The sequence below is a fragment of the Mesorhizobium sp. M8A.F.Ca.ET.202.01.1.1 genome, assembly GCF_004791595.1.
GTDB lineage: Bacteria > Pseudomonadota > Alphaproteobacteria > Rhizobiales > Rhizobiaceae > Mesorhizobium.
Map to the genome: position 1 here is coordinate 139,151 of NZ_SRUN01000006.1, position 13,493 is coordinate 152,643.

Sequence of the window (13,493 nt, forward strand, 5' to 3'; positions counted from 1 at the left end):
CTGCAAAAATCTGATTTGATGGAAAGGGCGGTTAGAGAGCCGCCCTCTTTCTTGCCTGCCAGCCTTGGCGAGGCAACCGGTAGAGCACATGCCGCTTGAGCGCGGGATGGCTGTCCGAAATGTCGGGATGGTCGAAGTCGTTGGCCGGGTCGGCGCTCATGCCGAGGCGTTTCATCACGGCGGTCGAGCGATGATTGCCGGTTACGGCGAAGGAGACGATCTCGTTGACGCCCAGCATCTGGAAGCCGTAGGCGAGCCAGGCCTCCGCCGCCTCGGTGACATAGCCCTTGCCCCAGTATTCCGGTGCCAGCCGCCAACCGATCTCGATCGTGCCGGCCGGCAGGGAGGGCACATGATCGGTTTCGAGGAGGCCGACGAAGCCGATGCACTCGCCGGTGGCAGCAATCTCGGCGGCGGCAAAACCATAGCCGTCCTCGGCGATCCAGGATCGGAACTCGTCCATCTTGGCGTCGGCGGTAGCGCGGTCGCGGCGGAACGGAAAGAATTCCATGACGCGCTCGTCGGAGTTGATGCGATGGAACAGCGCGCGGTCGCGCTCCTCCCAGTTGCGCAGGATCAGGCGTTCGGTACGCATCGGTTTCATTGCAAGAAGTCTTCCTTCCGGTAGCCCTGCAGATAGAGCAGTGCGGTTAGGTCGGCATGGTCGATCCGGACTTTTGCCTGTGCCGCCACTGTCGGCTTGGCGTGCAGCGCGACACCGGTTCCGGCCAGGCGGATCATGTCGAGATCGTTGGCGCCGTCGCCGACGGCGATGGCATCGGCCGGCGTCAGGCCAAGGCGCGCGCAGATTTCGAGCAGCGCCTCGGCCTTGGCGGCGCGGCCGAGGATCGGCTCGCCGACCAGTCCGGTGAAGCGTCCGCCCAAGTCGAGCAGGCGGTTGGCGCGGTTCTCCTGAAAGCCGAGCATCTCGGCGATGCGCGTGGTGAAGACCTCGAATCCACCCGAAACGAGCGCCGTCCAGGCGCCGTTGGCGCGCATGGTCTGGACCAGTGCGCGGCCGCCCGAAGCCAGCGTCAGCCGATTGGCGACGATACGGTCGACCACTGCGGCATCAAGCCCCTTAAGCAGCGCCACGCGCTCGCGCAGCGCGGGCTCGAATGCGATCTCGCCATTCATCGACCGCGCGGTGATGGCCGCGACGCGATCCTTGACGCCGATCTCGTCGGCCAGCTCGTCGATGCATTCCTGGTCGATCATGGTCGAATCCATGTCGGCGAGAAGGATTTTCTTGCGGCGTGTTTCAGCCTGCTGGACGATCACGTCGACTGGTTCGGCGCCCAGTGCGGCACGAAGCTCTGCAGCGATTTCATCAGCCTGCGCCGCTGGCGGCAGGGCAAGATCACAGGCAATGCCTTCGGCCAGCCAGACGACAGCGCTTGCGCCCACCGACCGTGAGGCCATATTCGCAAGCGACGGCGACAGAGCGCGGTCAGCGGGACGGGAAACAAGCGTGGCAATGAGCGGCATAGAGAATTCCGGCGCGGATGCGGGCGAAGGCCGCGTGAAGAACGCGATCCTGATAGCCGGGCCGACCGCCAGCGGCAAGTCGGCGCTGGCGCTTGAGCTGGCCGAGCGCACCGGCGGCGTCATCGTCAACACCGATTCGATGCAGGGCTATTCGGTTCTCGACGTTCTGACCGCCCGGCCGGAGGCGGCCGAACTCGCACGCGCGCAGCATTTTCTCTATGGGCATGTGCACCCCGGCTCCGCCTACTCGACCGGCGCCTGGCTACGCGACGTGATGAAACTCATCGACGACGGAACACTCTCGCGGCGGCCAATCTTCGTCGGCGGCACCGGCCTTTATTTTCGTGCGCTGGCCGAGGGCATTTCGGAAATGCCCGATATTCCGCAGCGGATCCGCGATCGCTGGCGCTATGAGTTGAAGGAGCACGGCGCGGTCAAATTGCATGGCATCCTGCTGCGCGAGGATTCGAAAGTCGCCATGCAGCTGAAGCCGACCGACAGCCAGCGCATCGTGCGGGCGCTCGAAGTGCTCGACGCCTCCGGCCGGTCGATCCTGGACTGGCAGGGCGAGCGCGGCCGGCCGCTGATCGACAGGCAAAGCGCGCATTTCCTAGTCATCGAGCCGGATCGGGCGGCGCTGGTCGACCGCATCGAAAGGCGTTTCGACCGGATGCTGGACAAGGGCGCGCTGGAGGAAGTCAAGCAGCTTGCGGCCCTTCGTCTCGATCCGGACCTGCCGGCGATGAAGGCGATCGGGGTTCGCGAGCTGCAGGCCGCAATTGCAGGGCAATCGAGCTTTCCCGAGGCGATCGAGCGCGCCAAGATCGCTACCAGGCAATATGCCAAGCGGCAAGCGACCTGGTTTCGACATCAGTTGGGGCCGGAATGGCAGAGATTGCGTCCCGATGACAATCTCGAAACCACGATCCAAACACTTGTTGCTAATGCAACTTAAAAAGTTGACCTTGAGGACAGGGTTCCCGCCGAAGTTGCCGGGATTAACGCTCCGTAAGGCGGCCCGTGCCATAAGATTGAGGGGCACTTTTCATCGGGGAGCAGATGCGTTTCCATAAGGCGGAATCCGCTTTTTTCGTCTTTATCTTCGTGATCCTGGCCGCTGGCCTGGTGACGCTGCACGCCTATGGGCTCTTGCAATCCTTCGCCACGGAACTCCATACGCAATCGGGCCTGGACAAGGTCATCTACCTCAACAAGCTGTTGTTCGCGACGGGCGTGCTGCTTGCGACCGCGCTGTTTTTCGGCATCTTCTTCATCTACCCGCTGATCCGCAAACAGGCGACGGAAGAAGGCAAGCTGCGCGCCATGACGGTTTCGCTCAGCGCCCGCTCCGAAACGCTCGAGCACGCCGCCCTGACAGACGGCCTGACCGGCATGCAGAACCGACGTTATTTCGACGACGCGCTGAACGAATATCTCGAGGAGTTCCGGCGCATCGAAAAACCGGTCGGGCTGATGATCCTCGATCTCGACCATTTCAAGCAGGTCAACGACAGCCACGGCCACGATGTCGGCGACGAGGTGCTCAAGGCTGTCGCCAGATGCCTCAAGGACATGACCCGCTATCACGACGTGGTGGCGCGCCTGGGTGGTGAGGAATTCGCCGTGGTCACGCCCAACATGGAGGCGGACCTTCTGGCCAAATTCGCCGAGCGCATCCGCAAGGCGATCGCCAACATGTCGATCCTCTCCGGCAACAATGTCCGGCTCAAGATCACGACCAGCGTCGGCCTCGCCGTATGGGACCGCAAGGAAACCGCCGAAGAGTTCTATCGCCGCGCCGACCGCCAGCTCTACGAAGCGAAGAGGCAAGGCCGCAATCGCGTCTGCGCCTAAAATCCCGAAGAAGAATTCATGAGGCCGGTTGCCTGATGCGGCTTTCTCGACTTCCCCGTTCTACTGCGTCGCAGTAGAACTGAGCTCACGGACTGAATGTCCGCTCCGCTCCGGCTTCTCGAAAGCCACGTCATTCAATTCGGCCTGACGAATTCCCTTTCGGGATTTGGCCAAGCGTGAATGCCGATGAGATCAGAGACCTGTTAGGTTCAATCGTTCTGTGGGCGCAGGCCGAAGGTCGCGGGTTTGAGGCCGTAGCGTGTGTCGAAATCTTCGTCCGACTGCACGCGCGCCGTCGCTGGCGGTTTGCGGTAGTCGGGATCGCCGGCCTGGCGGCCGGAATCGACCACCTCGGCGAATGGTATCGCCTGGCTCTGTGGCTTCGGCACGTTGCGCAGCCGCTCCACGATCGCCACCAGGTCGACCTCGCCGGCTTTCGTCACTTCTTCCTCGTGCTTGGCCGTGCCAGGCAGCAGGTGAGCGGGCAGTCTTTCGAATTTCAGCCGCATGGTCGTCGCCACGCCTTCGCCGAAGGCGATCGCCTCGCGCTGCCCCATGGAAGACAGGAAGGCGAGCGTCGAGGCGGACGAGTCGGCGATTGCCGAGCGGATGATCGCCTGGTCCTGCTCGTTGGCAAGTCGCATGGCGAAGAAGGTCGAGCATTGCGACAGGATGGTCGGGTCCAGCTCGCCCGGGCGCTGGGTGACGACGCCGAGATAGCAGCCATATTTGCGGCCTTCCTTGGCGATGCGCGACAGCGCGTGCCTTGTCGGCGCGAAGCCGAGGCGCGAATCGGCCGGCATGTAGCGATGCGCTTCCTCGCATAAGAACAGGAGCTGCAGCTTGCCTTCGCTCCACAAAGCGAGGTCGAAGGCCAGGCGCGCCAGCACGGAGCAGACGGAATTGACCACTTCGGAGGGCATGCCGGCCATCTCGAAGCAGGTTACCGGACGGCCATGGTGCGGCACGCGGAAGATGTTGCCGATCGTCTCGTGGATGGTGTCCTCGATCAGGCGCGAATTGAACATGAAGCGGTAGCGCGGATCGGCAGCCGCGGATTCGATGCGCGTCTTCAGCGATTTGAGCGTCGGGCGATCGTTCTTGCTTTCGAGCATGCCCATGCGCTCGTCGATCTGCTTGAGCAGGTCGGCGATGCGGTAAGGCACCGGCGTATCGGCGGTCAGCGCATCGTTGCCGCGCCTGAGGTAGGCGCCTGAATTGGGGTTGCGGTAGAGGTTCTTGGCCAGCGGAACGAGGTCGCGAAGGGCGTCGATCTCTTCCGGCACCGTTTCGCGTCCGCGAAACAGCACTTCGGCGAATTCCTCCAGCGTGAACATCCAGAACGGCAGGTCGAGCGTCTTGGAATCGACCCGGACGCAATATTCGGGCAGCGAGGCGGCGAACTCGTTGTGCGGATCGAGGATCAGGATCCGCAGGTCGGGTCGCGCCGCGATCGACTTGCGCAGCAGCAGCGACACGGCGGTCGACTTGCCGACGCCGGTCGTGCCGACAATGGCGAAATGGCGCGCAAGCGTATCATCGATGGCGATGTTGGCGGCGATGGCCTCGTCCTGCGCCAGCGAGCCGATGGTGATGGAATGGCGGCCGGCCAGGTCATAGACGGCCTGCAGGTCGCGGGTGCGGATACGGTGCGCGACGGCGCCGATATGCGGATAGCTGGTGATGCCGCGGTCGAAGATCGGCTTGGCGCCGGGTTCGGCGCCGTCGCGCACTTCGCCGATCAGTTCGATGCTGACCTCGATGGCGTTCTGGCCTTCATTGCTCCAGGCCCGATCCGACTTGCCGATCGCATAGACCAGGCCAACGGTGCGCGTCGTGCCCAGATTGATGGAGATCATCTTGCCAACCGTCCACAGGCCGGTGATCGCACCGTCGACATCGTCGGCATAGGCGCTGATTGTGGCGCGCGCGCCGTCGCATTGCACGACGTTGCCGAGGATGCGCCGGTCGTTCTGCTCTGCGTTGCGGCGCTCCTGCGATGTCGGTTCTCCGACGGAAGCTTCGCGTTCGACATACATGGACAGGCCAATCCCCATTTCCCTGGAGACGGAGCCTACAGGAACGGGGTTAAGGTCGGATGAGGTCGGATGGTGTAGAGAGGATTAAGGACCCTGTGAAAATTATCGTGAGATGGCTCTTCACCTGTCTTGTTGTTTCGCTATAATGGACGAATGGATGATATAGCGAACGATATTTCCTCGACCATCGGCAAGAGGATCCACGCCGAGAGGATCATGCGGGACTGGTCGCTGGCCGAACTCGCCGAACGGTCCGGCGTTTCCAAGGCGATGCTGAGCACGATCGAGCGCGGCATGACCAGCCCGACGGCCGCACTTCTGGTGCGCATTGCGGCGGCCTTCGGCATGACGCTGTCGACCCTCATCGCGCGCGCGGAACTGCAGAGCGGGGGACTGCTGCGCGCGGCCGACCAGCCGGTATGGCGCGACCCCGATACAGGCTATGTCAGGCGGCATCTGTCGCCGGCCTGCGACATGCCGCTCGAACTGATCAAGGTCCATCTGCCTGCGGGCGCGAAGGTCGGCTTGCCCGCGGCTTCCTACGCCTTCATCAAGCAGCAGATCTGGCTGATCTCGGGAAAACTCGAATTCACCGAAGGCGATCAGGTGCACAGGCTCGAACCGGGCGACTGCCTGGCGCTCGGGGCGCCGTCGGATTGCACCTTCCATGCCCTGGAGCCGGGCGCCGACTATCTCGTCGCTCTGGTCAGGGGCTGACGTCATGGCAAGACGGCCTACGCGCTCCCACAATGGGGGGCCGCCTCTTGACGAGTACAAGGGGCCGCCATGGGGCAAGGGCGACCCTTACATCTTCCTGGCCTGGCAGGCGGCGCACGCCAAGGCGTGGAAGGCGCCAAGCCGCGACGTCATGCTGATGCGCATGGACAAGGCTGAGCGGCTGGGCCTGACCTATGAGGAATACACGCTCGAAATCCTGGAGCGCGGGCGACATCTCAGTGAAGAAGACACCGAACGCATCAGCGCCATCAAGGCCGCGCGCAAGCGCCGGCGGTCGCACCATCTCGAATGACGCCGGCGCCATCGACCCCGGTAATCGTTTCCAGAGGACCAGGTATGAATACCATCGAAATCGGGCCGTTGACCGCCAGCCGGGAAACTCTTGCAATGCTGACCGATCTGCTGGTCGAAACGGTTGCCGCCGGCGGATCTGTCAGCTTCATGCATCCGCTGGCGGCGGAAGCGGCAAGGGCATTCTGGGAGACGTCGCTGGCCGCGGCGGCACGAGGAGAAAGAATGGTGCTCGGGGCCTGGGACGGCGGGGCTCTGGTCGGGACGGTCACCTTGCTGCTCGACTGCCCGCCCAACCAGCCGCATCGGGCCGAAATCGCCAAGCTGATGACATCAGTCGAATATCGGGGCCGGGGTGTCGGGACACGCCTGATGCGGGCCGCCGAACGCCTCGCGGCGGAAAAGGGACGCACGCTGCTGGTTCTGGACACGGCGGCGGAGGAGGGTGCTTCGGGCCTCTACGAAAAGCTCGGCTTCACCCTCACCGGCGAAATTCCTGACTATGCGCTGAAACCGCATGGCGGGCTGACGGGCACGCTGATCTACTGGAAGCGTATCGGCATAGCTTCGCGGTAGCGCGCCAGTCAGGTCCGGGCCTTGCCGGCAAGGCGCTTTAGCAGCCAGTGGCGGAAATCCTGCTCGGCACTGGTCAGCTGCGCCGTCGATGGCCTGGTCACAAAATGCCCTGACGTGCTGGAAAGTTCAAAATCGGAGAGCGGAACCAGCGTCCCGCTGTCGAGCGCCGCGTCGACAAGCGGTCGCGACCCCAGCAGCACGCCGGCGCCGGCGCTCGCCGCCTCCATGGCTGCGACGAAACTGTCGAAACGGTGCGACCGCTGGGGCTGGCCGGCCAATCCGGCGGCCGCGAACCACTCCGACCACATCTCGCGCGCGCCGGCCACCAGAAGCAGCGGCAGGGATGTCCAGTCGGCGGCACTGGCGAGCGCCGGACTTGCCACCGGCACAAGCCGCTCGGCGGTCAGCCTCTCGGCCTCGCGTCCGGGAAAGGATCCGTTGCCGAAACGGATGTCGAGCGCCGAGCCCGGCAGATCGTAGTCGGTCGGCCGATGGATCGTCACCAGATCGAGCTGGACGCGCGGCAGCGCCTTGGCGAGATCGGGCAGCGCCGGGACCAATGCCAGCAAGGCAAACGAGATCGGCACCCGGATAGAGACGGTCCGGACGGCGCGTGGTTCGAACAATTCCGTGGTGCTGCTGGCAATGGTTGCGAAGGCCGACTGGATGTGGGGCAGGTAGGCGGCACCCTCCGGCGACAGCGCGACCCCACGCGCCAGCCGCGAGAACAGCCGCGTCTTCAGCCGTTCCTCAAGCAGCCGGATGTGCTGGCTGACGGCCGCCTGGGTCAGGCCGAGTTCGGCCGCCGCCGCCGTGAAATTCGAAAGCCGTGCCGCGGCCTCGAAACTGCGCAGCCAGTCGAGTGGGGGCAAGGCGGGGATGGTTCGTCGAGCCATTAGTCAATCGAGGTCATTGGCCAAAAAATGATAATTTGAATTATGCCTATCGCGCGGCCAACATGCAATCGAAACCCTGCGGATCGGGCTGCGGGGCGTAGCGGACAGGACGGATCTCCATGCTCACCCACGCGCTGGTTGGCGACGAAGGCAGAACAATCGAACTTGGCTGGACGGACGGCAGGCGCACCCGCTTTCACGCCATCTGGCTGCGCGACAACGCGCTCGACGACAAGACGCGCAGCGCCGGCAATGGCCAGCGGCTCATCACCATCCTCGACATTCCCGCTGGCACGAGAATTGGCGCTGCTTCCATCAAGGCCGGGGCGCTGGAAATCAGCTTCGAACCGGAGGGAAAGTCGGTCAGCTTTCCCGCCCAATGGCTGCGTGCAAACGCCTATGATCGCGACGAGACACGCCAGCCCGGCTGGACAGGCGATGTCATCCAGCGCTGGACCAGGGCGACGATGCAGAACTCGGTGCCGCGCGCCAGCTATCCGGCGGCCTTCCATGGCCGCGGTGTCCTGCGCGAATGGCTTTCGGCGGTGAGGACTTATGGCTTTGCGGTGATGAATGGGCTGCCGGCCGAATCCGGGGCGCTGTGCAAGGTATCCGACCTGTTCGGCTATGTCAGGGAGACCAATTACGGGCGCTGGTTCGAAGTGCGCGCCGAGGTCAATCCGAACAACCTCGCCTACACCAATCTCGGCCTGCAGGCGCATACCGACAATCCCTATCGCGATCCGGTGCCGACACTGCAGATCCTGTCCTGCATCGAGAACACGGTGGAGGGCGGCGAATCGAGCGTCGTCGACGGTTTTGCCGTCGCCGCTGCCCTGCAGGCGGAAAACCCCGAAGGTTTTCGGCTGTTGAGCTCCCATGCGGCGCGGTTCGAATATGCAGGATCATCCGGCGTGCGGCTGCAGTCCAAACGGCCGATGATCGAGCTTGGACCCGACGGCGAACTGATCTGCATCCGCTTCAACAACCGTTCGCTGGCGCCGACTGTCGATGTGCCGTTCGCCGACATGGATCGCTACTATGCCGCTTACCGCCGCTTCGCCGAACTGATCGAGGATCCATCCTTCGAAGTGACCTTCAAGCTTGAGCCCGGCCAGGCCTTCATCGTCGACAACACCCGCGTCATGCATGCCCGCAAGGCGTTTTCCGGCACCGGCAAGCGCTGGCTGCAGGGATGCTATGCGGACAAGGACGGCCTGTTGTCGACGCTCGCGGCGATCGAACACGGCTTCAAGGAGGCCGCGGAATGAGCGGCCAGGATCTGAACGCGGACACCATCGTCGAGTTCATCGCCGACATTTTCGAGCGCCGGGGCGCGGAATCCTATCTCGGCGAGCCGGTGACGATGTCCGAGCATATGCTGCAGGGTGCTTGGCTGGCGGAGCAGGATGGAGCGCCCGAGGTGCTGGTGGCGGCCGCGCTGCTGCACGACATCGGCCACTACACCAGCGAGTTCGGCACCTATTCGCCCGACGATGTCGAGGACAAGCACCATGACGAGGCCGGCGGCGAGGTGCTGGCGCCGTTCTTTCCGCCGGTCGTCGTCGAATGCGTCCGGCTGCACGTTGCCGCCAAGCGCTATCTCTGTGCCACGGACCCGACCTATTTCTCCAGGCTGTCGCCGGCTTCGGTTCATACGCTGTCGCTGCAGGGCGGGCCGATGAGCGCCGATGAGGTCGCCGAGTTCCGCGAGAACCCGTTCCATGAGGAAGCGGTGCGGGTTCGCATCTGGGACGAGGGCGGCAAGGTCGCCAACATGCGGACGCGGGCGTTTCGCGACTATGTGCCGTTGCTGCAGCGCGTCGTGCACGACTTCGCCAATCGGCCCTGACAGAACGAGTCACAGCGAGGAGACAGCCCATGTGTTTCCGATTCGACGGCGAAAACGCGGTGGCCGCATACCGGATGGAGACCTGCCGCGAGCGTTTGGCCGGCGAGGGCGTTTTCACGCCATCGCCGGCCGCCCCAATGCGGCGAGCCCGGCGGGCTCGCTGCTGCTGTTTCGATCAATGTCCCCGAAGCCGGGCAGGCCCGCCATCTTGATGCTGTCTCCGTTTCGCGATATTAGCCGCGCCCAACCTGCGGCCACGACTGCCGTGGATACCGACCACACGCATGATGGAGGCGAAGATGAGATCTTGTTCACGCATTTCGCGCCTTCACGGCGGTCGAGCGGGCTGATCCGCACCCCAGCGGCTTTCAATTTCCCCTGACGATCCGAGAACCGCCTGGCTGCGACGTGTGCGGCAGCCATCGTCCGTGCGCCGCGGAGGCATCGACGCCGCCTGTGTCATTGATGTGGTGGGAGCAGAGAAGCTCCCGGCCAACGCTGGCCGCTGCCTGACGTCTTGAGATGCGTCTTTGCAACACCTCGTCATGTCTCTGTAAACATTGAAAGAATAGCTCTTGCTCCAACCCCGGTGGGAGCCTAGAGAGCCCGCCCAGTCCAACCCGTCATCCCCAGAGGAGTCCCGTCAAATGTCACGCCAACCCAGATCGACACGGTCCGTGCCGGCGCTGGAAGTGCGTGCGGCTGACAGGGTTCCAATTGGGAAGAACGGCCATGGCCAGGTCCATGATCCAGCGCAGGCACGACGCCGAGCGCGAACGTACTGAAGCATATGATGCAACGCTGCGGCGGGTTTGCGCCGTGCCGCGTCCCGCGCCGGATTTCGAGCGGGCGCTCGACGAGGTGCGCCGGGGCTTTGCCGGTGTGGCGATCCGCGATGGCGCGCTGTGGCGCCCGAAACTGAAGACGCGCGACCCCGCGCGCCTGCGGCTGGCGGCGGCCCGTCATCTCTATGCGCGCTATCCGGTCTCGGCCGCGCTCGAGGCCATCTGGCAGGACGGCTCGGGGCTGCATGTCGACGAGATCGCACTGCGCAAGGCTTGGTACGTCGCGGTCGCACGCGGCGACTCGCTGTACAAGGCGGGCGCCAATGCCTGGCTGTCGCGCAAGGAGGTGCACTGCTTCCTGAACCTCTCCGGCGATTTGACCTTCGACGAGGCGTTCTGGGTGGCGATCATCCGGTCCTGCACGGATGATTTCGGCCTGGCGGCCCGGCTTGCCCGCACGAAGATCGCGCGCACGCCGCGCGCCGACCTGGCCTTCTGGCGCGAGGTGGCGCGGTTCTTCTGCGCACAGCCCACGTCGAGGGAGGAGATCGACGACCTCTGCGACTATATCGCCGCCATGAACCGGCGCGATGCGGCCTACAGCCTCAAGGGCCGCACGCTCGGCTCGCTGCGCCGGCAGATGTCGGAATGGCACCGCGACATCGCTGCGATCGAGCGTATCGAGGCGATGCGTCGCCGCGCCGCCGGCCGGGCCTCGCCGACAAAGGACGGCGCCTGGGATGGTTCGCGTCTCGATGACTGGGAGTGGCAGCCCTCGGCCAAGGAAGCCAAAGCCCATGGCGAGCGCTTCTTCGTGCGCCAGCTGAGGACCGCGGAGGACCTGGTCGCCGAGTCCAGGGCGATGCATCACTGCGTGTCGACCTACGCGGCCAAATGCATCGCCGGCAACGCCTCGATCTGGGTGCTGCGGCGCACGGCACTCGGCAAGATCGAGCGATTGCTGACGATCGAACTCGATGCGCAGAACCGGGCGGTGCAGGTGCGCGGTTTCTCCAACCGCGTTGCCTTGCCCGACGAGCGCAAGATCATCGAGCGCTGGGCGAAGGCGAGGGGAGTGATGCTGCGGAACTGACCACCAAGGGCCTCGCGCGGCTGACATGCCGCGCGGGGCCAACCACCACCAAAGGGCAGCTAGCCCTTGTGATGGACCTCCTGCAGCCCGTAGACCGGGGTCGGCAAGCCAACCTGCCGGGCTTTCAGCTGCAGCGCCAGATATTGCGAATAGTGGCGCGACTGATGGAGGTTGCCGCCGTGGAACCACAGCGCCTCTTGCTGGGTCGGCTTCCACATGTTGCGCTGCTCGCCTTCCCAGGGGCCGGGGTCCTTGGCGGTGTCGGAGCCAAGGCCCCAGACCTTGCCGACCTTGTCCGCCACCTCCTGAGAGATGAGGTCCGCGGCCCAGCCGTTCATCGAGCCGTAGCCGGTGGCGTAGATTACGAGATCTGCCGGCAATTCGGTTCCATCGGCGAATTTGACACCGGTTCGCGTCAGCTCTTCCACCGCGGCACCTGGTCCGCTCTTGAGCTTGATCGAACCGTCGATGACGAGGTCGCAAGCGCCGACATCGATGTAGTATCCCGAACCGCGGCGAAGGTATTTCATGAAAAGGCCCGAGCCGTCATCGCCCCAGTCGAGCAGGAAGCCGGCCTTTTCCAGGTCCGCGTAGAACTTGGCGTCGCGTTCCTTCATCTGTTGGTAAAGCGGGATCTGGAATTCGTGCAGGATGCGGTAGGGCAGGGAAGCGAAGATCAGGTCGGCCTTGCGTGTCGTCATGCCGTTCTCGACCGCCTGCTCCGAATAGAGCGAGCCCAGCCCGATATCCATCAGCGTGTCGGACTTGACGATGTGCGTGGAGGAACGCTGCACCATGGTGACGTCCGCGCCACCCTCCCACAGAGCCGCGCAGATGTCGTGGGCGGAGTTGTTGGAGCCGATGACCACGACCTTCTTGCCGCGGTATTTGTCCGGGCCGGGATGGGTCGAGGAATGCTGCTGCTCGCCCTTGAAGATGTCCTGGCCCTTGTATTTCGGCCAGTTCGCCTTGCCGGACATGCCGGTGGCCAGCACCAATTGCTTGGGCTTGAGCACGATCTCTTCGCCGTCGCGTTCGACCACGACGGTCCATTCCTTGGCCTTCTCGTTGTATTTGGCGGATTTCGCCGACGTGGAGGACCAGTAGTTCAGCTCCATCACCTTGGTGTACATCTCGAGCCAGTCGCCGATCTTGTCCTTCGGCGCGAAGACCGGCCAATTCTTGGGGAAGTCGATATAGGGCAGATGGTCGTACCAGACCGGATCGTGCAGGCAGAGCGACTTGTAGCGCTTGCGCCAGGAATCGCCCGGGCGTTCGTTCTTTTCGATGATGATGGCCGACACGCCGAGCTGGCGCAGACGTGCCCCCAGCGCAATGCCGCCCTGACCGCCGCCGATGATCACGACATAGGGCTGTCTGCTGCGGCCGAGTTCGGCGATCTCGTCGTCACGCTCCTCGCGCCAGGATTTCCTGTCCTTGCCGTGACCATGCTTGGCACCGAGCGGTCGAGTGAAGCCGGACTTCTCCTCGTGTCCCTTCAGTTCAGCCATGGTGGTGAGCAAGGTCCAGATGAAGTCGCCCTTGAAGCGCACCAGGCCGAAGCCGCGCGCCGCCCTCGTCTCGAAGGTGATCCAGGCAGTGGTGACGCCGTCCGCCTCGCTCGCTTCCTCGCCTTCCGCAACCTTCCAGTCGCTCGGTCCGGTTTCAGCCAAGGTTGCCGTCAGCATGTCGCGAACCTGGTCCTGGCCCTCCATCGTCTTCAGGTTCCAGGTAAAGGTGACAAGGTCGCGCCAGTAGCAATCCGCCTGGAAACAGTTGACGGCGGCGCTGATGTCGCCGTCCGCAAGCGCCTTGCCGAACTTGTCGAGCAGCGCCTGCGCCTTCGTGGTGGGGGTTCTCTCGAGCATGTTTTCTCCTCCG

The 13,493-nt window shown here is 64.0% G+C and carries 14 protein-coding genes; 8 read left to right on the forward strand and 6 right to left on the reverse strand.

All coding sequences use genetic code 11. The features are described 5' to 3' along the window. Window positions 1-31: 31 nt before the first annotated feature. Both EN845_RS15395 and serB read right to left on the reverse strand, forming a co-directional pair. Window positions 32-604, reverse strand: coding sequence for a GNAT family N-acetyltransferase (locus tag EN845_RS15395; RefSeq protein ID WP_127871638.1), 573 nt, complete (start codon window positions 602-604; stop codon window positions 32-34). Next, complete coding sequence (serB, locus tag EN845_RS15400; protein WP_127871637.1) at window positions 601-1,488, reverse strand: phosphoserine phosphatase SerB; 888 nt, start codon at window positions 1,486-1,488, stop codon at window positions 601-603. Before serB ends, EN845_RS15395 begins: the two co-directional genes overlap by 4 nt. On the opposite strand from serB, the gene miaA reads away from it, so the two are divergent. Together miaA and EN845_RS15410 are read left to right on the forward strand one after the other, a co-directional pair. Continuing rightward, complete coding sequence (gene miaA / locus EN845_RS15405; protein WP_127871636.1) at window positions 1,478-2,443, forward strand: tRNA (adenosine(37)-N6)-dimethylallyltransferase MiaA; 966 nt, start codon at window positions 1,478-1,480, stop codon at window positions 2,441-2,443. The two genes, serB and miaA, sit on opposite strands and share 11 nt — an antisense overlap. A 104-nt stretch (window positions 2,444-2,547) precedes the next feature. Beyond that, window positions 2,548-3,342, forward strand: a complete 795-nt coding sequence (locus EN845_RS15410; protein ID WP_127871635.1) for a GGDEF domain-containing protein — start codon at window positions 2,548-2,550, stop codon at window positions 3,340-3,342. Window positions 3,343-3,551: 209 nt separating this feature from the next. Here the strand turns inward: EN845_RS15410 and EN845_RS15415 are convergent, their stop codons facing one another. Beyond that, on the reverse strand, window positions 3,552-5,381 hold the full coding sequence (locus EN845_RS15415; protein WP_127280695.1) for an ATP-binding protein: 1,830 nt from the start codon (window positions 5,379-5,381) through the stop codon (window positions 3,552-3,554). A gap of 153 nt (window positions 5,382-5,534) precedes the next feature. Here EN845_RS15415 and EN845_RS15420 point away from each other — a divergent pair, with 153 nt between their 5' ends. Genes EN845_RS15420 through EN845_RS15430 form a run of 3 tightly spaced genes read left to right on the forward strand, consistent with a single transcriptional unit; the run spans window position 5,535 to window position 6,986 of the window. Then, window positions 5,535-6,098, forward strand: coding sequence for an XRE family transcriptional regulator (locus tag EN845_RS15420; RefSeq protein ID WP_127871634.1), 564 nt, complete (start codon window positions 5,535-5,537; stop codon window positions 6,096-6,098). A 4-nt stretch (window positions 6,099-6,102) separates the two neighbouring features. Then, window positions 6,103-6,411: a hypothetical protein gene (locus tag EN845_RS15425; RefSeq protein ID WP_127280697.1), complete on the forward strand. Its 309-nt coding sequence runs from the start codon at window positions 6,103-6,105 to the stop codon at window positions 6,409-6,411. A 44-nt stretch (window positions 6,412-6,455) separates the two neighbouring features. Beyond that, window positions 6,456-6,986, forward strand: a complete 531-nt coding sequence (locus EN845_RS15430; protein WP_127871633.1) for a GNAT family N-acetyltransferase — start codon at window positions 6,456-6,458, stop codon at window positions 6,984-6,986. An 8-nt stretch (window positions 6,987-6,994) separates the two neighbouring features. Here the strand turns inward: EN845_RS15430 and EN845_RS15435 are convergent, their stop codons facing one another. Beyond that, the gene (locus tag EN845_RS15435) at window positions 6,995-7,882 is read right to left on the reverse strand and encodes a LysR substrate-binding domain-containing protein (protein ID WP_127871632.1); all 888 of its coding nucleotides are present in this window, start codon (window positions 7,880-7,882) and stop codon (window positions 6,995-6,997) included. 119 nt (window positions 7,883-8,001) lie between these two features. On the opposite strand from EN845_RS15435, the gene EN845_RS15440 reads away from it, so the two are divergent. Together EN845_RS15440 and EN845_RS15445 are read left to right on the forward strand one after the other, a co-directional pair. Next, window positions 8,002-9,153: a gamma-butyrobetaine dioxygenase gene (locus EN845_RS15440; protein WP_135907113.1), complete on the forward strand. Its 1,152-nt coding sequence runs from the start codon at window positions 8,002-8,004 to the stop codon at window positions 9,151-9,153. After that, the gene (locus EN845_RS15445; RefSeq protein WP_127871630.1) at window positions 9,150-9,734 is read left to right on the forward strand and encodes an HD domain-containing protein; all 585 of its coding nucleotides are present in this window, start codon (window positions 9,150-9,152) and stop codon (window positions 9,732-9,734) included. Before EN845_RS15440 ends, EN845_RS15445 begins: the two co-directional genes overlap by 4 nt. A 114-nt stretch (window positions 9,735-9,848) precedes the next feature. Here EN845_RS15445 and EN845_RS15450 read toward each other — a convergent pair whose 3' ends face one another. Next, window positions 9,849-10,157: a hypothetical protein gene (locus EN845_RS15450; RefSeq protein WP_135907112.1), complete on the reverse strand. Its 309-nt coding sequence runs from the start codon at window positions 10,155-10,157 to the stop codon at window positions 9,849-9,851. Between the two features lie 309 nt (window positions 10,158-10,466). Between EN845_RS15450 and EN845_RS15455 the strand changes: the two genes are divergently transcribed. Continuing rightward, window positions 10,467-11,612, forward strand: coding sequence for a PcfJ domain-containing protein (locus EN845_RS15455; protein WP_127871628.1), 1,146 nt, complete (start codon window positions 10,467-10,469; stop codon window positions 11,610-11,612). Between the two features lie 59 nt (window positions 11,613-11,671). Here the strand turns inward: EN845_RS15455 and EN845_RS15460 are convergent, their stop codons facing one another. Then, a complete protein-coding gene (locus EN845_RS15460; protein WP_127871627.1) occupies window positions 11,672-13,480 on the reverse strand; it encodes an NAD(P)/FAD-dependent oxidoreductase in 1,809 nt (602 codons plus the stop codon). Between the last annotated feature and the right edge of the window lie 13 nt (window positions 13,481-13,493).